The following is a 23,095-nucleotide window of genomic DNA, read 5'->3' as shown; positions in this document are numbered from 1 at the left end:
TGGCGCGTCCGCCACCTGCGGTTTTCAATGGTCCGCACCATGTCATTGCTTCGCGCCCTGATCAGCACCGCGCGTATGGTCCGGCACACCCCGCAGCTTGTCGCCGGGCTGCCGCCGGACGACGCGGTGCTCCTCGACGCACCCGACGAACGGCTCGGCCCCGCGCTGGTCTCCGCCGCGCTCGGCGAGTACGAACAGGCCGCGAAGCTGCTCGCGACCACCCGGGAATCCGCCGAGTGGGAGAACCGCGACCGCTATGTGATGCGGCTGGCGGCCTTCGCCCACGGCCGGGAGGCCTGGCTCACCGCCTGGCTGAGCGCCACCCCCCGCGACCCCGACGCGCTGCTCGTCAAGGCCGAACTCGCCATCCGCAGGGCCTGGGAGTCGCCCGCCCGCGCGGAACGGCTGCGCGAGACCGGCCCGCTGATCGACGCCGCAGCCGACGGCGATCCGCGCGATCCGGTGCCCTGGCGCGTCGCGCTCGACCACGCGCGCGGTACGCATGCCACGCACTCCGCGTTCGAGTCGCTGTGGGAGCAGGCCATAAGGCGCTCCTCGCACCACTACGGCTGCCATGTCGCGGCGCTCCAGTACCTCTCCGCCCAGTGGTACGGCTCGCACCGCGAGTGCTTCGACTTCGCCGAACAGGCGGCGTACGACGCGCTCCCGGGCTCCCTGGTGCGCGCGCTGCCGGTACGGGCCGCCTTCACGCAACTGCTGGGCGGCCGGCTGACCTCCGTACAGGCGGACCGTATCGACAGGGCCGCCGACCTCGCGATCACGGTCTCCGCCGAGTACGAGGCGGGCGATCCCTGGCCGGCCGAGGTACGCAATCTGCTGGCGTACGTCCTGGCGGAGCGGGGGCGCTGGAGCGCGGCGCTGGAACAGTTCCGGCTGGTCGGACCGTACGCGACGTCCTTCCCGTGGACCTGTTTCACCGACGATCCGCTGGGCCAGTTCCTGGAAACGCGCGACCGCGCCAGGATCCAGGTGGCCTCGTCGATGCCTTTGCGGAACAGACCCGGACGGAGACCGCCCCGCGGCCATTACGCTTGACCGTTGTGACCACCGCACGCCTCCCTCTCTTCCCGCTGAACGCGGTGCTGTTCCCGGGCCTCGTCCTGCCGCTGAACGTCTTCGAGGAGCGCTACCGCGCGATGATGCGTGAGCTGCTCAAGACGGACGACTCCGAGCCGCGCCGCTTTGTTGTGGTCGCCATTCGTGACGGGCACGAAGTCGCGCGGACCGCGCCGGGGATGCCGGATCCGACGGCCGTGCCCGAGCGGGGCCCCGCCGCCGGTTTCGGCCCCGAACCCCTCGCCGCCTTCCACCCGGTGGGGTGCGTCGCGGACGCGGCGACGATCCGGGAGCGCCCCGACGGCAGCTTCGAGGTGGTGGCGACCGGGACCACCCGGGTCAGACTGCTCTCGGTCGACGCGAGCGGCCCGTATCTGACGGCCGAGGTGGAGGACCTCACGGAGGAGACGGGCGAGGGGGCGCAGGCGCTGGCCGAGGGTGTGCTGCGGGCGTTCCGCAGCTACCAGAAGCGCCTGGCGGGCGCGCGCGAACGTTCCCTCTCCACCGGCGACGAACTCCCCGACGAGCCCTCGGTCGTGTCGTATCTGGTCGCGGCGGCGGTCGTCCTCGGCACCCCCGCGAAGCAGCGGCTGCTGGAGGCGCCGGACATCGCGGCGCGGCTGCGCGAGGAGCTGAAACTCCTGCGCGCGGAGACGGCGGTGATCCGCCATTTCCCCTCGCTGCCCGCGGTGACGCTGACGCACACCCCGCCCAGCCCCAACTGACGCCCCCCGCCCGCCCCTTCCCGACCGATTCGAGGATTCACCGCCTTGGCGAAGAAGCCCAAGAAGCAGCCCCAGTCCGGAGGCACCCCGGCGACGGTCGCGCTGACCGCGGCGGGTACGGAGTACACCCTCCACGCGTACGAGCACGACCCCGCGTCCCCGTCGTACGGCGAGGAGGCGGCAGAGGCGCTGGGTGTCTCCCCCGACCGTGTCTTCAAGACCCTGGTCGCGGACGTCGACGGCGAACTGACCGTGGCGGTCGTCCCGGTCGCCGGCTCCCTCGACCTCAAGGCGCTGGCCGCGGCGGTCGGCGGCAAACGCGCGGCGATGGCGGACCCGGCGGCGGCGGAACGTACGACCGGCTACGTCCGGGGCGGCATCTCCCCCCTCGGCCAACGCAAACGCCTGCGCACGGTCCTGGACGAGTCCGCGGAGTCGCACCCCACGATCTGCGTCTCGGCGGGCCGCCGCGGCCTGGAGGTCGAACTGTCCCCGAAAGACCTGACGACGCTCACGTCAGCAACGGTGGCCCCCATCGGCCGTACATAGCCCGGCGCCGGATGCCCGGCAGATCAAGCCCGTCCGGCGATTGAGGACGGAACCGGTGACCCCGGTGCCGGGTGCACAACCGGTGCCGCCCAGCAAAATTGAGCCCGTCCGGCGATTGAGGACGAACCGGCCAGCCGGGCGGACCCGGCAAACCAGGCGCACCCGCAACCGCAACGTCACCTCTCCGACGGCCCCCACGTCCAGTCCGGCACCGGCTCAGGATCCCGCGGCCCGAACAACCCCGTCAGAGCCAAGTGCACCACCAGCGCGGCCACCGGCCACCCCAGCAACGCCCCCTTCGCGTTGAGTTCGAGAGGCGCGTCGAACGTCGCCCCCGTACCCGCCGCCTTCGCATGCGCCACCACATCCGGCGTGGGCCCGAGCCACGTCCCCACCTTCCACGCCAGCACCGCCCCCAGCAGCCCGCCCAGCGCCAGCCCCAGCACCAGCGGGATCCCGCCGCGCCTGCGGAAGAGGAACACCAGCGCACCGCTCACCGCACCGAAGCCGAGGGCCAGCAGCAGGAACACACCGTCCGCCGCGATCGCCTCCTCGCCCTCCGTGTCCTTGAGGAAGACCGCCGTGGCGTCCGAGATGAGCGGCACCCGCGGCGCCAGCCACAGCCACAGCAGCCCCAGCGCCACCCCCGACACCGCGACCGCCACCAGCACCACCACCGCCTGGCGCAGCTCGGCCTTCGTGTCGGAGGCGCCCTTCTCCCCGTCGTCCCCGGCGAAGGACAGGGCCCCGGCCGGCGGTGACTGCCAGGGATCATCGTGCGGTGGCTGGTGAGGCGGCGTCAGAGGTGCGGTCACGGTGCCATCGTGCCAGGCCCGGCCCCGTCATGCCTCATCGGACCGCCGCGCGCCGGTACGCCCGGGTCGCCACGGCCAGCGAGAACACACCGACGGCGGCGCACACCGCGAGGTCGAGCCCCACGGCCCCCCAGTCGGGACGCGCGTCGAAGGTACGGGCGAGCGCCTCGACACCGTAGGTGGACGGCAGCAGATCGCGCGCGTACACCAGGGCCCCCGGCAGCCGGTCCGCGGGCAGTACGCCGAGCAGCAGTGCCGCGGACATGCCGAGCTGGCCCAGCAGGGTGGCCACCTCATGGCGCGGCGCGAGCAGCCCGAGCGCCGCGCCGAGCCCGGCGAGGGCCGCGCCGGAGAGCGGGATGACCGCCACCAGCACCCAGAGATGGGTGAGGGGCAGCTCGAAGAGAACGCTTCCGGCGACGGCTGTGACCACGGTGCCGGGCACGGTAAACGAGGCGTACGCACCGGCCGCGCCCAGCACCACCGCGGCGGGCGGCACCGGCAGCGTCGCGTAGTGGTCGAGGCCGCCGCTCGCCCGGAGCTGCCCGAAGTACTGCGCGAGCAGGTTCAGCGCCACGAACGCGACGACCAGCACGCTCGACCCGGCGACGACCGCCCGCGACTCGGCGCCGCCGTCGACGACGCCCCGCATCAGGACCATGATCCCGACGGACTGGAAGGTCGCCACGAAGAGCAGCGGAATGCGGGCGACCCGTGCCCGGGAGAGCTGCGCGCGGTAGACGGCGGAGAGCGACGGCAGCAGCCGCGCCCGGGGCGCGAGGGGCGCGGGCTCGGCGGGATCCGGCCGGTTCGGGGCGTCCGCCGCTGTTCCTGGTCTCCCGGACACGGCCTCCGCGGGCACGATGCTCACCTGGCGCTGCTCCTGTTCGCTCCGTACCCGAGGGCGGCGCTCATGCCTTCACCAGCCCTTTCGTCCGTCCGCCGAGTGCCAGGTACACATCCTCCAGGCTCGGCGTGGCGAGCGTGAAGTCGTCCAGCGCGGCGAAGGCGGCGCCGCCGGTGACCGCGGCGACGGCCGCGCGCGCCTCGTCCGGGGCGAGCCGCAGTACCCACCGGCGCCCGGACTCCTGCGCGGAACCGCGCAGCGCGGCGACCTCGGGCACGTCCAGCGGCGCCCGCTCGCGCCACACCAGCTCCACCCGGACCTCACCGGCGACCTGCTCCTTCAGCCCGGACGGGGTGTCGCAGGCGATGACCTTGCCGCGCTCCAGCACGGCGACCCGGTCGAGTACGGTCTCGGCCTCGATCACATTGTGGGTGACGAGCACCACGGTCGCGCCGTGCTCGGCCCGCCGCCGGTCCACCGCGGCCCACACCGCGCGCCGCGCGACGGGGTCCATCCCGGTGGTGGGCTCGTCCAGCACGAGTACGGCCCGCTCGCCGACCAGCGTCGCGGCGAAACAGGCGAGCCGCCGCTGCCCGCCCGACAGCTTCTTCAGCGGCCGCCCGGCGATCTCGGTGAGCCCCAGCTCCTCCAGCACCACGTCCCGCTCGGCCCGCGCCGTCCGCAGCGCGAGGCCGCGCAGCCGGCCGGTGGTCTCGGCGGCGAGCGAAACGGTCAGCTCGTCGAGCGCGGTGGATTCCTGCCCGAGATAACCGATGAGCCGCGAGGCGCGCTCGGGGTGGCGCACCAGATCGTGCCCGAGAACCTCGACCTCGCCGGAGTCGGGCCGCATCAGTCCGGTGAGCTGCCGTACGAGCGTGGACTTGCCGGCACCGTTGGGGCCGAGCAGCCCGAAGATCTCCCCGCGCCGCACATCGAGCGAGATGCCGTCGGTGGCACGGACCGCGGGGGCGGCGGGGGCGCCCCGTCGAGCGCGCGCGGCGGGATACGTCTTCACCAAGCCGCGCACCACGCACACCGTACTCACGAACAACGACCATACGTGGTCCCCGGAAGCCCCAGTCACCCGGCACCGGGGTGGTGCCGGGTGCCGGCCGCATTTCCAAGCCGTCCGGCAATATCAGCCCGTCCGGCGATCGAGGACGATCCGGCAGCCGGGCGGGGCCGGCGCAGCAGGCGCACCCGCACTACCCCTGCGGCGCCTTGTCCGCCGCCGCTCGTACGTCGATCTCCCGCCAGAACCCCGCCCGGATCGCATATCGGTCATGCTCATCGATCTGGTCGTCCTTGTGCGCCAGCAGCCCGAACCGCGCCGCGTACCGCAACAGCTCCCCGTCGATACGGTGCGGCACCCGCGGGTACATCACCGACAGCTTCTGAACATGGCTCGCGTCCGGCAGCCGTTCCATCCAGCGCCGCGCGAAGACCTGCCCGACCTCGAACGGGTCCCCGCCCACCGTGGTGATGTCCTCCTCGCGGTCCGCCCAGCGCTGTTCCGCGCTGGTGAGCTGCGCCAGCGTCGGCAGCGAAGCGGTCTCCGGGGGCTCACCTGCCGTACCGCCGCCGGGCCGCTCGACCCACCCCTTGTCGGAGGACCAGCGAAGCGTCGCCCCCGCGGCCTGCTGCGCCGCCGGCCCGGGCGCGCGCAGCCCCGCCAGATCCTTGGGCGTGGGAACGCTCTTCCCACCGGCCCCCGCCGCATTGCCCTCCGCGTGGCCCTCCGCGGCCCCCTGCTCAACGCCCGCCCCGGACGCCCCCGCCGACGCCGACGCCCCGTTCCGCCGCCCACTCGCCCGCGCCCTGGCCTCCGCCTCCGCTTCAGCCTCCGCCGCCCGCTCCGCCGACGCTGCCAGCGCCGACTCGGGCAGCGGCGCGGAGAGGATCGCCGCGATCTCGGGCCGCGGGGCGGGCGGAGGCGCGCAGACCCCGCCCAGATCCTTCGCGCGTACGGCCTTGGTGATCCAGGACCGGTCCAGCACCCGCCGCTCGTCCGCCTCGGCCACCAGATCCTCGGACTGGTTGTAGTCACCGTCCGCGGCCTGCACCGCCCAGAGGTGTACGGCGACGCCATGCTCCTTGGCCGACATCAGCCCCGGTAGCAGATCCCCGTCCCCGGTCACGAGCACCACATCGGAGCAAGCGCGATTTCTGGCCAGCTCCGTCAGCTCCGCGTGCATCGCCGCGTCGACGCCTTTCTGCGCCCAGCGCCCGTCACTCCGAGTGAGCGCACCCAGTCGTACGGTGACTCTCGACATGACCCGCAGTCTCCGGTGCTCCGGCTGCGGGACCCGGTCGGGGGCGCCGTCGAACCAGTAGATACGGAGCAGCGGCCGCTCCGTATCGGCCTCTGCGCGCTCGCGCAGGCCCTGAATCAGGGCGGCGTGGTCGACGGAGATACGGGAACGTGCCGGTTCCCCGGCGAGAAGGCTCGCGGCGGCGCCCAGCAGATAGCCGGCGTCCACCAGGACGACGCAGCGGTCCACGCGTTCCACCCTCTTTCGGGAACTTCGGGGTCGGGAGATCGGGAGTTACTGCGGGTTTGCTTCGAGTCTGCCCGACGGCAAGAGGCTTAACGTCCGGAACTCGATCATCGGCGTGGCGGATCAGGAACGAATCGGCGACGGATCAGCGGCCACAGGCGTGACAAGGCACCACTACACACGGCAATGATCCAAAATGCGGCGTTTCCTGGCCTATGTGACTCTGAACCCGGCCCTGGAGTCCCGACTCACCCCCCGCAGGAGGCAGCACCATGGCCAAGAACAAGAACCGCGATCACCGGGACCGGAGCAGCAAGCAGCCGCACCGCGGCGAGTCCCAGCGCGGCACGGAGGACAGGGGGTCCTCGTCCATGGAGGACAGGTCCGAGGAGAGGCTGTCGAACATCTCCCCGACGGACGTCGCGCACAAGGGCCGGCAGAAGCGCTTCGGCCACAACTGACGTCACGACTCAGCGACTCACCGCTGACAACTGACGACTGACGCACGCGGACACGATCCACGACGCACGAGGGGCACGCCCACCATCGGGCGTGCCCCTCTTCTGTGCACTGAGTACGTCCCGGGCAGCCCCGGGACCGGTGGCTTAACCCGCCAGACAGGTCGGGCCGAGCAGCACCTTCAGGTCCCCGAACAGCGCCGGATCGGGCTGCACCCGGTGCCGGTCGAGCCGCAGCACCGTCGTCTTGTGCGCGCCCTGGAGCTTGATCCTGACCTCCGAGTTCCCCCGGTGGTGGCTCAGGATCTCACCGAGCCTGCTGACCATGGGCGGGGTGACCTTCACCGTGGGGATGGTGATGGTGACCGGAGCGTCGGTCCCGACCGCCGACACGTCCGGGACCGCCAGCTCCATCGCGACCAGCCGGGGAACGTCCTCGCGCTTGTCGAGGCGGCCCTTGACGAACACGACGGTGTCCTCGACGAGTTGCGTCGAGACAAGCTGATAGGTCGCCGGGAAGAACATGCACTCGATGGAGCCCGCGAGGTCCTCGACCGTCGCGATCGCCCAGGCGTTGCCCTGCTTGGTCATCTTGCGCTGGAGGCCGGAGATGATCCCGCCGACGGTGACCACCGCGCCGTCCGCGTGCTCGCCCCCGGTGAGCTGCGCGATCGCCGCGTCGGCCTTGTCGGACAGGACGTGTTCGAGGCCGAAGAGCGGGTGGTCGGACACGTACAGCCCGAGCATCTCCCGCTCCTGCGCGAGCAGGTACGACTTGTCCCACTCGATGTCGGAGAACTCGACGTCCAGCCCGAAGCCCGGCTCGCTGGTGTCCTCGTCGCCCATCCCGCCGAAGAGGTCGAACTGCCCCTCGGCCTCCTTGCGCTTGACCTGCACCACGTTGTCGATCATCGTCTCGTGGTGCGCGACCAGACCCTTGCGGGTGTGGCCCATCTCGTCGAAGGCACCGGCCTTGATCAGCGACTCGACCGTGCGCTTGTTGCAGACGACCGCCTCGACCTTGTCCAGGAAGTCGGGGAAGCTGCTGTACTTCCCCTTGGCCTTGCGGCACCGGATGATCGAGTCCACCACGTTCTGCCCGACGTTCCGCACGGCCGTCAACCCGAACAGGATCACATCGTCACCCTGTGCGGCGAAGTTCGACTGCGACTCGTTGACGTTGGGCGGCAGCACCTTGATGCCCATGCGGCGGCACTCGTTCAGATAGACCGCCGACTTGTCCTTGTCGTCCTTGACCGAGGTCAGCAGCGCCGCCATGTACTCGGCCGGGTGATTGGCCTTCAGATACGCGGTCCAGTAGGTGACCAGTCCGTACGCCGAGGAGTGCGCCTTGTTGAACGCGTATCCGGCGAACGGGACCAGCACGTCCCACAGCGCCTGGATCGCCTCGTCCGAGAAGTTGTTCTTCTTGGCGCCCTCCTGGAAGAGGACAAAGTTCTTCGCCAGCTCTTCGGGCTTCTTCTTGCCCATCACGCGGCGCAGGATGTCGGCCTCGCCCAGGGAGTACCCGGCGATGATCTGGGCGGCCTTCTGCACCTGCTCCTGATACACGATCAGGCCGTAGGTGAGGCCCAGGACCTCCTTGAGGGGCTCCTCCAGCTCCGGGTGGATCGGGGTGATCTCCTGCTGCCCGTTCTTGCGGAGCGCGTAGTTCGTATGCGAGTTCATGCCCATCGGGCCCGGCCGGTACAGGGCCGAAACGGCGGAAATGTCCTCGAAGTTGTCGGGCTTCATCAGCCGCAGCAGCGAACGCATCGGCCCGCCGTCGAACTGGAACACCCCGAGCGTGTCGCCGCGCCCCAGCAGTTCGAAGGTCTGGGGGTCGTCCAGCGGCAGGGCGAGCAGGTCCAGGTCAATGCCCTTGTTCGCCTTCACCATCTTGACGGCGTCGTCCATGATGGTCAGGTTCCGCAGGCCCAGGAAGTCCATCTTCAGCAGGCCGAGCGACTCACAGCTCGGGTAGTCCCACTGGGTGATGGTCACCCCGTCGGTGTGGCGCACCCACACCGGCACATGGTCGGTAATGGTCTCGCTGGACATGATGACCCCGGCGGCGTGCACGCCCATCTGCCGGACCAGGCCCTCCACACCCTTCGCGGTGTCGATGACCTTCTTCACATCCGGCTCGTTCTCGTACATCCCCCGGATCTCGCCCGCCTCGCTGTAGCGCGGGTGCTTGGGGTCGGTGATGCCGTTGAGATCGATGCCCTTGCCCAGCACATCGGCGGGCATGGCCTTGGTGAGCCGGTCGCCCATCGCGTACGGGTAACCGAGCACCCGCGCCGAGTCCTTGATGGCGTTCTTCGCCTTGATCTTGCCGTACGTACCGATCATGGCGACCTTGTCGGCGCCGTATTTCTCGGTCACGTACCGGATGACCTCACCGCGCCGACGCTCGTCGAAGTCGATGTCGACATCGGGCATCGAGATGCGCTCGGGGTTGAGGAACCGCTCGAAGATCAGCCCGTGCTCGATCGGGTCGAGGTCGGTGATCCCCATCGCGTACGCCACGATCGAGCCGGCCGCGGAGCCACGCCCGGGGCCCACCGCGATGCCGTTGTTCTTCGCCCACATGATGAAGTCGGCCACCACCAGGAAGTATCCCGGGAAGCCCATCTCGATGATGATGCCCATCTCGTACTCGACCTGCTTGAGCCGGTCGTCCGGGATGCCGTTCGGATAGCGGCGGGCCATGCCGCGCATGGTCTCCTCGCGGAACCAGGTGACTTCGGTGAAGCCCTCCGGCACATCGAACTTGGGCATCAGGTTCCGCTCCTCGAACCAGCCCTCGGTGTCGATCTGCTGGGCGACCAGAAGGGTGTTGGCGCACCCCTCCTGCCAGGCGTCGGAGGAGTCGACGGCGTACATCTCGTCGGTGGACTTGAGGTAGTAGCCGGTGCCGTCGAAGCGGAAACGGTCGGGGTCGGAGAGGTTCTTGCCGGTCTGGATGCACAGCAGCGCGTCGTGTGCGGTGGCCTCGTCGGCATAGGTGTAGTGCGAGTCGTTCGTGACGAGCGGCGGGATGCCGAGCTTCTTCCCGATCTCCAGCAGTCCGTCACGGACCCGGCGCTCGATCTCGATGCCGTGGTCCATCAGCTCCAGGAAATACCGGTCCTTGCCGAAGATGTCCTGGTAGTCGGAGGCCGCCTGCACCGCCTCGTCGTACTGCCCGAGCCGCAGCCGGGTCTGGAGCTCGCCCGAGGGGCATCCGGTGGAGGCGATCAGCCCCTCCGACCACTGGGCGATGGTCTCCTTGTCCATCCGCGGCCACTTCTGGAGCCAGCCCTCCGCGTACGCGTCGGAGGAGAGCCGGAACAGATTGTGCAGTCCGGTCTTGCTGGCGGCCCAGATCGTCTTGTGCGTGTAACCGCCGGAACCGGACACGTCGTCCCGCTTCTGGTGCGGCTGCCCCCACTGGATCTTCCGCTTGTTGCGCCGCGACTCCGGCGCCACATACGCCTCGATCCCGATGATCGGCGTCACATTCGCCTTCTTCGCCTGATGGAAGAAGTCATAGGCACCGTGCAGATTGCCGTGATCGGTCATCGCGATATGCGACATGCCCATCTCATTGCACGCCTTGAACATGTCCCCCAGCCGCGCGGCACCGTCCAGCAGCGAGTACTGGGTGTGGACATGCAGGTGCGTGAACGGCGGCTTGGTCACGGTGAAGGCCTCCAGCGAACGTACGACACTGTGTGTTTTCCCGGACGCAATCCCCGGGCCCCCGGCCGCGGTCAGCCTTGGGGGGACAGCGACGAAGTCTACGTCCCGGGTCTGACAACCGGCGGGCACTCCCGAGTAACGTCGGGCGTTGCCCCTGCGGGGGCTCCGGCTCCGCCGGATCCGGGTATCACCCTTGAGCGTCACCTTCCGCCCCACCCCCCATTGTCACCCCCAAGAGCCCTGCGCCAGGAGGCACATCCATGTCGGTCCCGCGACCTGTTGAGGTAGCTGACGAGCAGCGCGGCGAGGAGATCCTCGCCGTTTTCGACACCGCTTTCGGTGAGCTGCTCGCGGCCGATCCCGCGGCCTTCCAGGTGAAGTTCCGCAAGATGGCGGCCTCGGCCTTCGCCTTCTACCGGGGCACGGCGTGCCTGTTCTACAACGACCTGGAGCGGGAGCGCAGGGGCGCGGGACCGTTCCTGGACGAGCGCACCGGCCGGGTCTGGATCCACGGCGACCTGCACGCCGAGAACTTCGGCACCTATATGGACGCCAACGGCCGGCTGATCTTCAATGTCAACGACTTCGACGAGGCGTACATCGGCCCCTTCACCTGGGACCTGAAGCGTTTCGCCGCCTCCCTCGCGCTGATCGGCTACACCAAGGCGCTCAGTGACGAGCAGATCAGCGGCCTGGTGGAGACCTACGCGGACGCGTACCGCCACCGGATCCACGCCCTGGCCACCGGCGCCAAGGACGACGAGGTGCCGCCCTTCAACCTGGACACCGCGCAGGGCCCGCTGCTGGGCGCCCTGCGCTCGGCCCGGTCGCGGACGCGCTTCGGGCTGCTCGACTCGATGACCGAGATCCGGGAGTACGAGCGGCGCTTCGCCCCGGGCGGCGGCGCCATCGAGCTGGACGCGGCCACCCGGTACAAGATCCTCGCGGCCTTCGACGGCTATCTGGAGACCCTTCCCGAGTCCAGCCTGGCCCGCCCCGACTCGTACCGCGTGAAGGATGTGGTCGGCCGCCGGGGCGTGGGCATCGGCTCCGCGGGCCTCCCCTCGTACAACATCCTTCTGGAGGGCAACAGCGACGCCCTGGAGAACGATGTCGTGATCTATATGAAGCAGGCGCAGACCCCGGCGGTCTCCCGGCACATCACCGACCGCGCCGTCCGTGAGTACTTCCAGCACGAGGGCCACCGCACGGTGATCTCGCAGCGGGCGCTCCAGGCCCACGCCGACCCGTGGCTGGGCTGGACCGAGCTGGACGGGGCCGGGCAGCTCGTGGCGGAGGTCTCGCCGTACGCGGTGGATCTGGACTGGTCGGATCTGGACGACCCGGAGGAGATCGCGACGGTCGTCGCCGACCTGGGCAGGGCCACGGCCACGATGCACTCGGCGGCGGACAACGAGAGCGGCCATTCGCTGGTGCCGTTCTCCACGGAGCGCGCCATCGACGCGGCGATCGCGGCCGACGAGGAGGGCTTCGCCCGGCTGCTGGTGGACTTCGCGCACAGCTACGGAGCACGCGCCAGGGCCGACCACCAGATCTTCGTGGACCTGTTCCGCAACGGCCGGCTGACCTCGTGAGGACCGGCCACCGGTCGGCCTCCTGAGGCTCGGCTCACTCCTGAGACCCGGCTCAGCGGGCGTTCAAGGCCCTGTTCAGGGACTCGTTTAGGGACTGCTTACAGGGACGCATGGCACACTCGGCGGCGATGGACATATCCGGGACGCGGCTCAGGGCGACGCGGGCAGCACTGTTCACGGCACTGGTCGTGACGCTGTCCGCGGGCTCCCATGTGCTGCTGTCCCGGGCCCCGGTGCCACTGCCCCTGGTCGCCGGGCTCAGCGCCCTGGTGTTCCTGCTCGCCTACGCCGCGGCGGGCCGCGAGCGTGGCTTCTGGCGGATCGCCGCCCTGCTCGTCCCGCTCGAACTGGCCGCGGACACCGTCTTCACCAGCGGCCAGCATGTCTGTTACGGACCGGCGGGCGGCCCCGTGGCGGGGTCGCTCCGCCAGGTCGGCTTCGATGTCCTCTGCGGCGGGGCCTTCGGCGCTCCGCTGCCCTCCGTGGTCTCCCCGGACACCGCCACCACCGCCCTGCTGAACTCTCCGGACCCGGCCCTGCCCTGGCTGCTGCTGGCCGTGCATGTGTCGATCGGGCTGCTGGCCGCGTACTGGCTGCGGCACGGCGAGTCCGCGCTGTCCGGTCTGGTAAGGGCCGTGGCGGCGTTCGCGTTCCGGCCGCTGCTGATCGCGGCCGCCGCGCTGGCGGGAACGGCCGTGACGGGCGCCCGGCGGACCGCCCGCCCGGCGGACCGCCCGCGGCCCTCCCGTACCCGGCTCCTTGTGCACTCCGTGGGACGGCGCGGGCCGCCGCGCCTCGCGCTGCTCGGCTCTGTCTGAGCCGAGCAGGCAGCCCGGCAGCCCGACCCCTTCCCCACGTCTTCCCCGTGCCGGCGGAAGCACGTCATCACACGGAGTGATTCATCATGAGCGCACGGAACAGCAAGTCAGGCAAGGCGGCAGCCCGTGAGCGGCTGCGCGAGGAGCGCGAGCGGCAGGCGCGGAAGGACCGGATCCGCCGCCAGTTCATCGTCGCCGGCTCGGCCGTCGTGGTCCTCGCGATAGCCGGCGGTGTCGGCTACGCCGTCGTCCAGGCGAACAAGCCCTCGCACTGGGAGGCCATGAAGGACGAGACAACCGTCGTCGCCCCGAAGAACACCGAGGGCACGGACGGTACGACCGTCGTCATCGGCAAGGCGGACGCCAAGAAGACCCTCGAACTGTACGAGGACCCCCGCTGCCCGGTCTGCGCGGGCTTCGAGCAGACGGTCGGCGAGACGGTCCAGAACGACATCGACGCCGGCAAGTTCAAGATCAAGTACATCGGCGCGACCTTTATCGACAACTCCGACAACGGCACCGGCTCGAAGAACGCCCTCTCCGCGCTGGGCGCGGCGCTCAATGTGAGCCCGGAGGCGTTCCTCCAGTACAAGACCGCGCTCTACTCGACGAAGTACCACCCCGAGGAGACCCAGGACAAGTTCGCCAAGGACAGCTATCTGATCCAGGTGGCCGACTCGGTGAACGCGCTCAAGGGCAACAAGGCGTTCCAGAAGGACGTCACGGACGGTACGTACGACGCCTGGGCGATGAAGATGTCTGCGGTCTTCGACAAGAGCGGTGTGGGCGGGACCCCGACGCTCAAGATGGACGGCAAGAAGCTCACCGCGGAGGGCAGTGAGAACCCGCCCATGACGGTGGCGGAGTTCAACGCGGCACTCACCAAGGCCCTGGCTGCATAAGGGAGTTGAGGGGCGCTCAAGGGCCGCTGACGAAGGGGCCGCCATAGCCGATGAAGGGGCCGCTATACGAGGCTGCCGCGCCCGCGCGGGCCCGTCCTGGCGTGGCAGCCCCCGGGCGGTGGCCAGTGCGCGGCCGGTGTCCGACGGGCAGGCGAACATTCCCGATTCGCCTGCCCTGTCGTCTTACCGGTCAGTAATCTCATCGCCCGTGACCAGTCTCCCGCCTTCTTCGCCGCGTCGCCGCACGGTCGTCAAGGCCGCTGCCGCCACCGCCGCCGTCACCGCTGTCGCCGCCCCGGCCGTTCTCGGCGGCACCGCCTCCGCCGCCGAGGCCCCCGCCTTCCTCCATGGTGTCGCCTCCGGGGACCCGCTCCCCGACGGCATCCTGCTCTGGACCCGGGTCACCCCCTCCTCCGATGCCGTCCCCGGCTCCGGCAGGGGCGCCGACACCGAGGTGGCCTGGGAGGTCGCCGAGGACCGGCAGTTCGCCTCCGTCGTCGCCCGGGGCGCCACCGTCGCACGGGCCGCCTCGGACCACACCGTCAAGGCCGATGTAAGGGGTCTCCGCCAGGCGAGCACCTATTACTTCCGGTTCACCGCCGGCGGGACCGTCTCGCCTGTCGGCCGTACGCGCACCGCCCCCGCCCCCGACGCCGCCGCACCGGGTGTGCGCTTCGGAGTGGTCTCCTGTGCCAACTGGGAGGCCGGGTACTTCTCCGCGTACCGCCATCTCGCCGCCCGCGCCGACCTGGACGCCGTCCTCCACCTCGGCGACTACCTGTACGAGTACGCGACCGGCGACTTCCCCGCGGCGGAGTACACCGTACGGCGGCACGAGCCGGAGCACGAGATCATCAGCCTCGCCGACTACCGCACCCGCCACGGCCGTTACAAGTCGGACCCCGATCTGGCGGCCCTGCACGCCACCCATCCCGTGATCGCCATCTGGGACGACCACGAGTTCGCCAACGACGCCTGGTCGGGCGGCGCGCAGAACCACACACCGGGTACGGAGGGCTCCTGGGCCGACCGAGCGGCGGCGGCCCGGCAGGCGTACTTCGAGTGGATGCCCGTCCGCGCCTCCACCGAGGGCACGGTCTACCGCCGGCTCCGCTTCGGCTCGCTCGCCGATCTGCACCTGCTGGACCTGCGCTCCTTCCGCTCGCAGCAGACGGGCGTCGGCAGCGGCGCGGTGGACGACCCGGAGCGTACGATCACCGGCCGCGCCCAGCTCGACTGGCTGAAGGCGGGCCTGGCGGGCTCGGACACCGCCTGGAAGCTGGTCGGCACCTCGGTGATGATCTCGCCGGTCGCCTTCGGCTCCGTACCCGCCCATCTGCTGGGCCCGATAGCCGAGTTGCTGGGCCTGCCCAAGGAGGGCCTCGCGGTCAATGTCGACCAGTGGGACGGCTATACGCACGACCGCAAGGAACTCCTCACGCATCTCACCCAGCGCGGGATCAGGAACACCGTCTTCCTGACCGGTGACATCCACATGGCCTGGGCCAACGAGGTGCCGGTGACCGCGGCCACCTATCCGCTCTCCGCCTCCGCCGCCACGGAGTTCGTGGTCACCTCGGTCACCTCCGACAACCTCGACGACATCCTGCGTGTCCCGGCGGGAACGGTCTCCGTGGTCGCGTCGGCGGCAGTGAAGCTCGCCAACCGCCATGTGAAGTGGGTGGACATGGACCACCACGGCTACGGCGTCCTCGATGTCACCGCCGAGCGGGCGCAGATGGACTACTACACCGTCTCCGACCGGACGGACCCCGGGGCGACCACCTCCTGGGCCCGCTCGTACCGGACCCTGTCCGGCTCCCAGCGGGTGGAACGGGCGGACCAGCCCGTACGCTGACGCGCCCTCACGACGGAACGAGGCGGCGGCTGAAGTGGCACAAACCCCGGCAGGACACCGGCCTCAGCGCGGCACGAGCCCCTGCGCGACCGGGCCTCAGAGTGACGCGATGAACGCCAGTCCGGTCCGCCAGGTCTCCTCGGCCGCCGCCTTGTCGTAGTCCGGCAGGTCCGGGTCCGTGTAGAGGTGCCCCACCCCCGGGTAGCGGTAGATCTCCACATCGGCCCCGGCCCGCCGCATCCGCAGATACCACGCGGTCAGCCAGTCGTGCGGCTCGGACACGTCCGGGTCCGCGACATGGAGCTGTACGGGCAGTTCGTCGACGGAGGCGTTGTCCGCGATGTCGGACGTGCCGTGCATCAGCAGCAGCCCGCGCGCCTTGGTGTCGCCCAGCGCCAGATTCTGTGCGATGGAGCCCCCGAGCGAGAACCCCGCGTACACCAGACCGCGCTCGGAGTACGGGGCCGCGGCCAGGACCGCCCGCCGCAGCAGTTCCTCGTGGCCGATCTCCTCCCGCAGCTTCCTGCCCCCCTCCGCGGTCCCGAAGACCTGCCCCTCGAAGAGGTCGGGCAGATGCACCTGATGCCCCGCGGCGCGCAGCCGGTCGGCCGCCGCGCGCACCCCGGGACGCAGACCGTAGACGGAATGGAAGAGCATGATGTCCATCCGGCCATCCTGCCAGCCGCCCGTGCCGTCGTCCCAGCGAGGGAACCATGGAGAACGTACTGCGTCCGCTGACCGTGCTCGGGGGCGCGGTCCTGCTCGCCCTCGCCATCGGCTGGGCGGCCGACCTGCTGCTGCGGCGCGCCGACCGGCGCCGCCCCGGGGTCCCGCTGTGGGGGCTGCTGCGCGAGTGCCGGACGCCGCTGCGGCTGGTCCTGCTCACGGCGCTGCTGCGCGGTTCGTTCCGGGAGACCGGGTGGGGGATCCTCGAAGACCATGACGCGGGGATCGGCCGTGCGCTGTCGCTGGTGCTCATCGGCGCGGGCGCGTGGCTGGCCGTACGGATCGCCTCGGCGGTGGTCGAGTCGGCGTACGACCGTTACGCCTCCGCCACCCGCGACCCGGCCCGGGTCCGCCGGGTCCGTACGCAGGTCACCCTGATCATGCGGATCGTGACCGCGGTCGTCGTGGTCGTGGCCGTGGCGGCGATCCTGCTCACCTTCCCCGACATGCGGGCCCTCGGTACCTCGATGCTGGCCTCCGCGGGCATCATCGGGATCGTCGCGGGCATCGCCGCGCAGTCCACGCTCGGCAATCTCTTCGCGGGCTTCCAGATCGCGTTCGGCGACATGGTGCGGATCGGCGACACCGTGGTGGTGGACGGCGAGTGGGGCGTGGTCGAAGAGGTCACGCTCACCTTCCTCGCGGTACGGACCTGGGACGAGCGGCGCATCACGATGCCCGTGTCGTACTTCACCAGCAAGCCGTTCGAGAACTGGTCGCGCGGCGGGATCCAGATGACCGGCACGGTCTTCTTCCACCTCGACCACTCGGCGCCGGTGCCGCTGATGCGCGAGAAGCTGCACGCGATCCTGCTGGAGTGCCCTGCCTGGGACGGCCGCGCCTGGAATCTCGCAGTCACGGACACCACGCCGAGCACCATGGAGGTACGCGCGGTGGTCACGGCCAAGGACGCAGACGACCTGTGGACGGCGCGGTGCGATGTACGGGAGCGGATGCTGGCCTGGCTGGCCGACCAGCATCCGTACGCCCTGCCGAGGATCGGTATGGCACCCGCGGCGGTCCTGCCGTCGCAGAGCCGTACGGAACGGGAGGACGGCGACGCGGCCGGAGTTGCCCGCGCCGAGGACCCCGACCGTCCGCGCCCCGCCCGGGGCTGACGGGCGCCCGCGCCTCACCGCATGCTGCGGACATCCAAGTGGCGCAGGACGCGGTCGACGACCTCGGGATCCGTGCCCGGTTCGCTGCGGGCCGCGAGGACCTCGTGCCGGGCCGCCGACATCATCTCGCGCTGGATGCGCTGCATGGTCCTGAGCCGGGCCACCCGGCCCACGACCCATTCCCGCCGCTCGTCGTCGACGATGTCGGGGCTGATCCGTACGCCGATGTCGAACGCCGCCCGCAACAGCCGCTCGCTGATGTCCTCCGGCAGCTCCTCGACACCCTCGATCTCCTTGAGCCTGCGTCTGGCCGCCTTCGCCGCGCGCACGGCGAGCGAGTGCTCCAGCTCGCGCTCGGCGCCCGTGTCGGCCCGTACGCCGAGTCTCCGCACCAGCCAGGGCAGGGTCAGCCCCTGGAACACCAGGGTGGTCACGATGACCGCGAAGGCGATGAAGATGATCTCGTCCCGGCCCGGGAACGGATGCCCCGTGTCGGTCTCCAGCGGGATCGCCAGCGCCAGCGCGACCGAGGCCACCCCGCGCATCCCGGCCCACCACATCACCACGGTCTCGCGCCAGCCGACGGGGATGTCCTCGTCGTAGTCGCGGAGCTTGTGCATCCGCTTGGCCGCCCAGGTGGCCGGCAGCAGCCAGAGCAGCCGTACGCCCACGACGACCCCGACGACCATCGCGCCCCAGCCGAGCATCCGGCCCACCCCGAGCCCGGCGGCGCCGAAGGCGTTGTGAAGCTCCAGCCCGATGAGGCCGAAGGCGACACCGGTCACCAGGACATCGACGATCTGCCAGAACGAGTTGCCGGCCAGCCGCCCCATCACATCGTCCGCGTCCGCGGTGTGCTCGGCGAGGAAGAGCGCGGTGGTGAGGACGGCGAGGACGCCCGAGCCGAGCAGCTCCTCCGCCAGCACGTAACTGACGAACGGCACCAGGAGCGTGAGCCCGACCTGGAGGGTCGCGTCCCCGAGCAGCGACATCAGCTTGTTGGAGATCCAGCCCAGCGCGAGTCCCACCGCCACGGCCACCACCGCGGAGAGCACGAACGACCCGGCCGCGCCGGGCCAGGAGAAGGTGCCGCTGACGGCCGCCGCGATCGCCACGTGGTAGAGCACGATCGCGGTGACATCGTTGAAGAGGCCTTCGCCCTCCAGGATCGAGACCAGCCGCCGGGGCAGCCCGAGCGAACCGGCGACGGCGGTCGCGGCGACCGGATCGGGCGGCGCCACCAGCGCGCCGAGCGCGACGGCGGCGGCGATGGGGAGGCCGGGCACGACGGAGTGGGCGACCGCCGCGACCGCCGCCGTCGTGACGAAGACCAGCGCGACCGCGAGCAGGAAGATGGGGCGCTTGTTGGCGGCGAACTGCCGCCAGGAGGTGCGCTGTACGGCGGCGTAGAGCAGGGGCGGCAGCAGCAGCGGCAGGATGAAGTCCGGGGGCACCTGGACATTCGGTACGAAGGGCAGCAGCGCCAGCACGATCCCCAGGAGGGTCATCAGCACCGGCGCGGGCAGCCGGAGCCGCTCCCCCAGCGGCACCGTGACCACCGCGCCGAGCAACAGCACGAGCAGCAGGGCCAGTTGGTCCACGATGCGCCCTCCTGTGCTCACAAGCCTCGATGGTCAGGAACCTCAACAGCGGTCTCGATGACGGCCGTCGGCGACCGGGACCGCCGCCATGCCAGGCACTCCCGTACGCCCGTCCGGACCGCTGCCGAGCCGGAAGCGGGGCCGAGGCCGGACCGCGGCAGGCCGGAGCCGGACCGTGGCAGCCCCGTACGGCGATCAGCCCCGGGCCGGCGGCGGGTCCTGGACGGCGCGGCGCATCGAGCGGTGCGGTATGCCCGCGTCCATGAACTCGGGTCCGTACGCCTCGTACCCCAGCCGCTCGTAGAACCCCAGCGCATGCGACTGCGCGTGCAGATCCACCACCGCGAGGCCCAGCTCCCGGGCCGCGTCCTCGATGGCCCGCACCAGCGCGGCGCCGACACCCCGGCCCCGGGCCGCCGCGGTGACCGCGAGCCGCCCCAGCGAGCCCACAGCCGGGTCCCCGCCGGTCCGGTCCGCGGCCTCGGGGCCGTACAGCAGCCGTCCGGTGCCCAGCGGTGTCCCGTCGTCGCGGACGGCCAGCACCTGGAGCGCCTGCTCGTCCCGCCCGTCGTACTCGATGTCCTCGGCGACCCGCTGCTCGACGACGAAGACCTCCTTGCGGACCGAGAAGCACGCCTCGATGTCCGCCGGATCTGTCGCCACCCGGATCGTGAAGCCCCCGGTCATCCGTTGCTCTCCGCCCTGACCCGGTCCAGCGCCTGCTGAAGATCCTCGGGGTACGTACTGGAGAACTCCACCCACTGCCCGTCCGCCGGGTGCTCGAAGCCCAGCCGCACCGCGTGCAGCCACTGCCGGGTCAGCCCCAGCCGCTTCGCCAGCGTCGGATCGGCCCCATAGGTCAGATCCCCCACACAGGGATGCCGGTGCGCGGCCATGTGCACCCGGATCTGGTGCGTACGGCCCGTCTCCAGCTTGATGTCCAGCAGCGAGGCCGACCGGAACGCCTCGATCAGGTCGTAGTGCGTGACCGACGGCTTGCCCTCCGCGGTCACCGCCCACTTGTAGTCGTGCTGCGGATGCCGCCCGATCGGAGCGTCGATGGTCCCGCTCATCGGGTCCGGATGCCCCTGCACCAGCGCGTGGTACCGCTTGTCGACGACCCGGTCCCGGAACTGCCCCTTGAGCAGGGTGTACGCGCGCTCCGACTTGGCCACGACCATCAGCCCCGAGGTCCCGACGTCCAGCCGGTGCACAATGCCCTGCCGCTCGGCCGCCCCGGAGGTCGAGATCCGGTACCCGGCCGCGGCGAGGCCCCCGATGACCGTCGTACCCGTCCAGCCCGGGCTCGGGTGCGCGGCCACCCCGACCGGCTTGACGATCACGACGATGTCGTCGTCGTCATGGACGATCTCCATGCCCTCGACGGGCTCGGCCACGATCTCCACGGGCGCCGCCGCCGGAGGCATCTCCACTTCGAGCCAGGCGCCGCCGTTGACCCGCTCGGACTTGCCGACGACGGAGCCGTCGACCTGGACCTTGCCGGTGGCGGCCAGCTCCGCCGCCTTCGTACGGGAGAACCCGAACATGCGGGCAATGGCGGCGTCGACCCGCTCGCCCTCCAGGCCGTCGGGTACGGGCAGCGTTCTGATCTCGGGAAAGCTCACTCGTCGAGTATGCCCTGTCGGGCCTGGTGGCCGGTCCCGCCTGTGGACAACCCGGTCCGGCCCGGGTTGTCCCGTGCGGTGCCTGTGGACGGTCGGTGCCGGTGGTCGGTACCGGTCAGTCCTTGTGACCCGGTCAGTCCTTGTGAACGGTCCCGTCGGGGTCGAGGCCCCGGAACGACAGCAGCACGATGAGAATGCCGCCGCAGACGATCGCCGAGTCGGCGAGATTGAAGACCGCGAAGTGCGCCGGGGCGATGAAGTCCACGACCGCGCCCTGGAAGACCCCGGGCGAGCGGAAGATCCGGTCGGTGAGATTGCCCAGCGCCCCGCCGAGCAGCAGCCCGAGCGCGATCGCCCAGGGCAGGCTGTAGAGCTTGCGCGCCAGCCGGGCGATCACCACGATCACGGTGGCCGCGATGATCGTGAAGATCACCGTGAAGGCCTCGCCGACGCCGAAGGCGGCGCCGGGGTTCCTGATGGCCTCGAACTTCAGCAGATCGCCGATGACCTCGATCGGCTCGTGGTGCTCCAGCTTGGCCACCACGAGCATCTTGGTGCCGAGGTCCAGCAGATAGGCCAGGACGGCGACGGTGAAGAGCGCGGCGATCCTCCGCCTGCCCCTCGACGACCCGGGCTGCTGGGCCGGCTCGGCCTGCGCAGGCTGCCCGGTCCCGGACTCGCCCTGCCCCGCGGCGGACCCGGACGGCCCGGCCGCGGTCCCCTCCGCGGGAGCCGCGGTCTCGTCGTCAACATCCGGACCATCCGGTGTACCGATAACGCGCTCCGCCTCTGCCACCTGAGTCCCTCAACCTAGACGCCTGACTGAGGACGAGCGTACGGCACACCCGTACGCCTTCAGCCTCGACGTTCCTGCCTTTGTTTGTCCTCCACGCACAGCGTGGCCCGCGGGAACGCCTGCATCCTGGCCTTGCCGATGGGGTTGCCGCAGATCTCGCAGAGTCCGTACGTACCGGAGTCGAGCCGCTGCAGCGCGCGCTCGGTCTGTTCCAGCATCTCGCGGGCGTTGGCGGCGAGCGCCATCTCGTGCTCGCGCGTGATGTTCTTGGTGCCGGTGTCCGCGTCGTCGTCGCCGGCCCCGTCCCCGGAGTCCCGCATCAGCCCGACCAGCGCGGTCTCGGACGAGGTGATCTCGGCGGTCAGCCGGGCGATCTCGCCCTCCAGCTCGTCCCGTGCCGCGTCGACCTCCTCCGCGGTCCACGGGTCCTCGCCGGGCCGTACGGCCAGCTCCTCGGGGGGTGTCGCGGCGGCGCGCGCCGTGGGGACCGCTGTCGCGGCCACCGTGGCGGGCTCGCCGGACGCCGTGCTCCTGCCGCCCGCAGTCTTCTTCGCTCCCACCGTTTTGGCTCCCGTCTGTTCCGCGGCCTTGGCCGCCCCCTTGGCCGCGGACGCGGCCTTCTTCGCAGGTGCCCTGCTCGCGGGCGCCTTTTTCGCTGCCTTCTTCGCGGCTGTCTTCTCCGCGTCGGCCTTCCCGGCCGGTGCCTTCTCGGCCGGCGTTTTCCTGGCCGCCGCCTGCTTTCCCGACGCCTGCTTTCCCGACGCCTTCTTGGCCGGTGCCTTCTTGGCCGCTGCCTTCCTTGCCGTTGCTTTCCTGGCCGGCGTCCGCTTCGCCGGTGCCCGCTCGGCCGGTGTCTTCTTCGCGGCGGCCTTCTTGGCGGGTGCCTTCTTGGCCGGCGCTTTCTTCGCGGCCGTCTTCTTGGCCGGTGCCTTCTTGGTGGTGGCGGCGGCCCTCTTGGTGGTGGCCTTGTTCGTGGTGGCCTGGTTCATCGAGGTCTTCTTCGCGGTGGTCTGGTTCGCCGGCGCCTTCTTCGCCGCTGAGGACCGCGCCATGGTCTTCGCCGTGGTCCTGGCGGCGCTCCTGGCCTTAGGCCGCGCCGCGGACGACTGCTTCGCGGCGGTCTTCTTCGCCACCATGGCCGCGGCCCCTTCGCACATTGTGATCTTGCTCGCGAATCGTGCTGGGACGATAAATCGACACCAGCCCCGCGGCAACGGGGCACGCCGCCGGTTCGGCCCCTCCCCTGGCGTGACAAGACGAGCCTGCATCCGTTGTGCCCAGCTCCCCGCCCGGTAATCCGCCGCCGGCCGGCCACGAACCGTAAAAAGGCCGGTATCACCATTCGGGTCATACGTTCGGCCGTACGGCACCCCTGCCGAAAAGCCCCGTCGCACCCCTGC

Annotated in this window: 20 protein-coding genes; 9 read left to right on the top strand and 11 right to left on the bottom strand. The window is 70.7% G+C overall.

The window, feature by feature from the left end:
• Nucleotides 1–27 precede the first annotated feature (27 nt).
• The 3 genes from ACFU9P_RS11025 to ybaK are packed head-to-tail and all read left to right on the top strand — an operon-like array spanning nucleotide 28 to nucleotide 2,351.
• The gene (locus tag ACFU9P_RS11025) at nucleotides 28–1,056 is read left to right on the top strand and encodes a hypothetical protein (RefSeq protein ID WP_376375040.1); all 1,029 of its coding nucleotides are present in this window, start codon (nucleotides 28–30) and stop codon (nucleotides 1,054–1,056) included.
• A gap of 5 nt (nucleotides 1,057–1,061) precedes the next feature.
• Nucleotides 1,062–1,802: an LON peptidase substrate-binding domain-containing protein gene (locus ACFU9P_RS11020; protein ID WP_376375037.1), complete on the top strand. Its 741-nt coding sequence runs from the start codon at nucleotides 1,062–1,064 to the stop codon at nucleotides 1,800–1,802.
• A 45-nt stretch (nucleotides 1,803–1,847) separates the two neighbouring features.
• On the top strand, nucleotides 1,848–2,351 hold the full coding sequence (gene ybaK, locus ACFU9P_RS11015) for a Cys-tRNA(Pro) deacylase (protein WP_376375034.1): 504 nt from the start codon (nucleotides 1,848–1,850) through the stop codon (nucleotides 2,349–2,351).
• Between the two features lie 176 nt (nucleotides 2,352–2,527).
• Here ybaK and ACFU9P_RS11010 read toward each other — a convergent pair whose 3' ends face one another.
• From ACFU9P_RS11010 to ACFU9P_RS10995, 4 genes are all read right to left on the bottom strand, one after another.
• Nucleotides 2,528–3,166 (bottom strand): DUF2567 domain-containing protein, encoded by a 639-nt coding sequence (locus ACFU9P_RS11010; protein WP_384078688.1) that lies wholly within the window; start codon nucleotides 3,164–3,166, stop codon nucleotides 2,528–2,530.
• A 34-nt stretch (nucleotides 3,167–3,200) separates the two neighbouring features.
• Complete coding sequence (locus ACFU9P_RS11005) at nucleotides 3,201–4,037, bottom strand: ABC transporter permease (protein WP_376375028.1); 837 nt, start codon at nucleotides 4,035–4,037, stop codon at nucleotides 3,201–3,203.
• 40 nt (nucleotides 4,038–4,077) lie between these two features.
• Entirely contained in the window at nucleotides 4,078–5,049 is a 972-nt protein-coding gene (locus ACFU9P_RS11000; RefSeq protein WP_384078957.1) for an ABC transporter ATP-binding protein, read from the bottom strand.
• 169 nt (nucleotides 5,050–5,218) lie between these two features.
• The gene (locus ACFU9P_RS10995; protein WP_384078686.1) at nucleotides 5,219–6,523 is read right to left on the bottom strand and encodes an NYN domain-containing protein; all 1,305 of its coding nucleotides are present in this window, start codon (nucleotides 6,521–6,523) and stop codon (nucleotides 5,219–5,221) included.
• A 260-nt stretch (nucleotides 6,524–6,783) separates the two neighbouring features.
• Between ACFU9P_RS10995 and ACFU9P_RS10990 the strand changes: the two genes are divergently transcribed.
• Nucleotides 6,784–6,972: a hypothetical protein gene (locus ACFU9P_RS10990; RefSeq protein ID WP_384078684.1), complete on the top strand. Its 189-nt coding sequence runs from the start codon at nucleotides 6,784–6,786 to the stop codon at nucleotides 6,970–6,972.
• 144 nt (nucleotides 6,973–7,116) lie between these two features.
• Here the strand turns inward: ACFU9P_RS10990 and dnaE are convergent, their stop codons facing one another.
• Nucleotides 7,117–10,656 carry a DNA polymerase III subunit alpha gene (gene dnaE / locus ACFU9P_RS10985; protein ID WP_376375019.1) on the bottom strand — a complete coding sequence of 1,180 codons (3,540 nt, stop codon included), beginning with the start codon at nucleotides 10,654–10,656 and terminating at the stop codon, nucleotides 7,117–7,119.
• A 260-nt stretch (nucleotides 10,657–10,916) separates the two neighbouring features.
• Here dnaE and ACFU9P_RS10980 point away from each other — a divergent pair, with 260 nt between their 5' ends.
• The 4 genes from ACFU9P_RS10980 (at nucleotide 10,917) to ACFU9P_RS10965 (ending at nucleotide 15,829) form a co-directional block, all read left to right on the top strand.
• Nucleotides 10,917–12,251 (top strand): DUF2252 domain-containing protein, encoded by a 1,335-nt coding sequence (locus tag ACFU9P_RS10980; protein ID WP_384078682.1) that lies wholly within the window; start codon nucleotides 10,917–10,919, stop codon nucleotides 12,249–12,251.
• Nucleotides 12,252–12,379: 128 nt separating this feature from the next.
• Nucleotides 12,380–13,069: a hypothetical protein gene (locus ACFU9P_RS10975; RefSeq protein ID WP_384078680.1), complete on the top strand. Its 690-nt coding sequence runs from the start codon at nucleotides 12,380–12,382 to the stop codon at nucleotides 13,067–13,069.
• Nucleotides 13,070–13,155: 86 nt separating this feature from the next.
• Complete coding sequence (locus ACFU9P_RS10970) at nucleotides 13,156–13,971, top strand: DsbA family protein (protein WP_384078678.1); 816 nt, start codon at nucleotides 13,156–13,158, stop codon at nucleotides 13,969–13,971.
• 208 nt (nucleotides 13,972–14,179) lie between these two features.
• Nucleotides 14,180–15,829: an alkaline phosphatase D family protein gene (locus ACFU9P_RS10965; RefSeq protein ID WP_384078676.1), complete on the top strand. Its 1,650-nt coding sequence runs from the start codon at nucleotides 14,180–14,182 to the stop codon at nucleotides 15,827–15,829.
• Between the two features lie 96 nt (nucleotides 15,830–15,925).
• Here ACFU9P_RS10965 and ACFU9P_RS10960 read toward each other — a convergent pair whose 3' ends face one another.
• The gene (locus ACFU9P_RS10960) at nucleotides 15,926–16,495 is read right to left on the bottom strand and encodes a dienelactone hydrolase family protein (RefSeq protein ID WP_384078674.1); all 570 of its coding nucleotides are present in this window, start codon (nucleotides 16,493–16,495) and stop codon (nucleotides 15,926–15,928) included.
• Between the two features lie 47 nt (nucleotides 16,496–16,542).
• Here ACFU9P_RS10960 and ACFU9P_RS10955 point away from each other — a divergent pair, with 47 nt between their 5' ends.
• Complete coding sequence (locus ACFU9P_RS10955; protein WP_384078672.1) at nucleotides 16,543–17,673, top strand: mechanosensitive ion channel family protein; 1,131 nt, start codon at nucleotides 16,543–16,545, stop codon at nucleotides 17,671–17,673.
• Nucleotides 17,674–17,687: 14 nt separating this feature from the next.
• Here ACFU9P_RS10955 and ACFU9P_RS10950 read toward each other — a convergent pair whose 3' ends face one another.
• From ACFU9P_RS10950 to ACFU9P_RS10930, 5 genes are all read right to left on the bottom strand, one after another.
• The gene (locus ACFU9P_RS10950; RefSeq protein WP_376375001.1) at nucleotides 17,688–19,274 is read right to left on the bottom strand and encodes a Na+/H+ antiporter; all 1,587 of its coding nucleotides are present in this window, start codon (nucleotides 19,272–19,274) and stop codon (nucleotides 17,688–17,690) included.
• Between the two features lie 195 nt (nucleotides 19,275–19,469).
• The gene (locus ACFU9P_RS10945) at nucleotides 19,470–19,961 is read right to left on the bottom strand and encodes a GNAT family N-acetyltransferase (RefSeq protein WP_384078669.1); all 492 of its coding nucleotides are present in this window, start codon (nucleotides 19,959–19,961) and stop codon (nucleotides 19,470–19,472) included.
• Nucleotides 19,958–20,899, bottom strand: a complete 942-nt coding sequence (locus ACFU9P_RS10940; protein ID WP_384078667.1) for an RluA family pseudouridine synthase — start codon at nucleotides 20,897–20,899, stop codon at nucleotides 19,958–19,960. Before ACFU9P_RS10940 ends, ACFU9P_RS10945 begins: the two co-directional genes overlap by 4 nt.
• Before the next feature lie 133 nt (nucleotides 20,900–21,032).
• Nucleotides 21,033–21,695, bottom strand: a complete 663-nt coding sequence (gene lspA / locus ACFU9P_RS10935) for a signal peptidase II (protein WP_376374992.1) — start codon at nucleotides 21,693–21,695, stop codon at nucleotides 21,033–21,035.
• A gap of 59 nt (nucleotides 21,696–21,754) precedes the next feature.
• Nucleotides 21,755–22,831: a TraR/DksA family transcriptional regulator gene (locus ACFU9P_RS10930; protein ID WP_384078665.1), complete on the bottom strand. Its 1,077-nt coding sequence runs from the start codon at nucleotides 22,829–22,831 to the stop codon at nucleotides 21,755–21,757.
• Nucleotides 22,832–23,095 lie beyond the last annotated feature (264 nt).

This window comes from Streptomyces sp. NPDC057617, from assembly GCF_042800555.1.
Taxonomy (GTDB): domain Bacteria; phylum Actinomycetota; class Actinomycetes; order Streptomycetales; family Streptomycetaceae; genus Streptomyces.
Note: the sequence above shows the minus strand (reverse complement) of the source record. Positions and strands in the feature narration are given on the sequence as shown.

Bases quoted from the DNA above. Each gene is read 5' to 3' on its own strand.
- ACFU9P_RS11025 (WP_376375040.1), top strand. From the start codon at position 28: ATGGTCCGCACCATGTCATTGCTTCGCGCCCTGATCAGCACCGCGCGT.
- ACFU9P_RS10990 (WP_384078684.1), top strand. From the start codon at position 6,784: ATGGCCAAGAACAAGAACCGCGATCACCGGGACCGGAGCAGCAAGCAG.
- ACFU9P_RS10980 (WP_384078682.1), top strand. From the start codon at position 10,917: ATGTCGGTCCCGCGACCTGTTGAGGTAGCTGACGAGCAGCGCGGCGAG.
- ACFU9P_RS10975 (WP_384078680.1), top strand. From the start codon at position 12,380: ATGGACATATCCGGGACGCGGCTCAGGGCGACGCGGGCAGCACTGTTC.
- ACFU9P_RS10970 (WP_384078678.1), top strand. From the start codon at position 13,156: ATGAGCGCACGGAACAGCAAGTCAGGCAAGGCGGCAGCCCGTGAGCGG.
- ACFU9P_RS10960 (WP_384078674.1), bottom strand. From the start codon at position 16,495: ATGGACATCATGCTCTTCCATTCCGTCTACGGTCTGCGTCCCGGGGTG.
- ACFU9P_RS10955 (WP_384078672.1), top strand. From the start codon at position 16,543: ATGGAGAACGTACTGCGTCCGCTGACCGTGCTCGGGGGCGCGGTCCTG.
- ACFU9P_RS10945 (WP_384078669.1), bottom strand. From the start codon at position 19,961: ATGACCGGGGGCTTCACGATCCGGGTGGCGACAGATCCGGCGGACATC.
- ACFU9P_RS10930 (WP_384078665.1), bottom strand. From the start codon at position 22,831: ATGGTGGCGAAGAAGACCGCCGCGAAGCAGTCGTCCGCGGCGCGGCCT.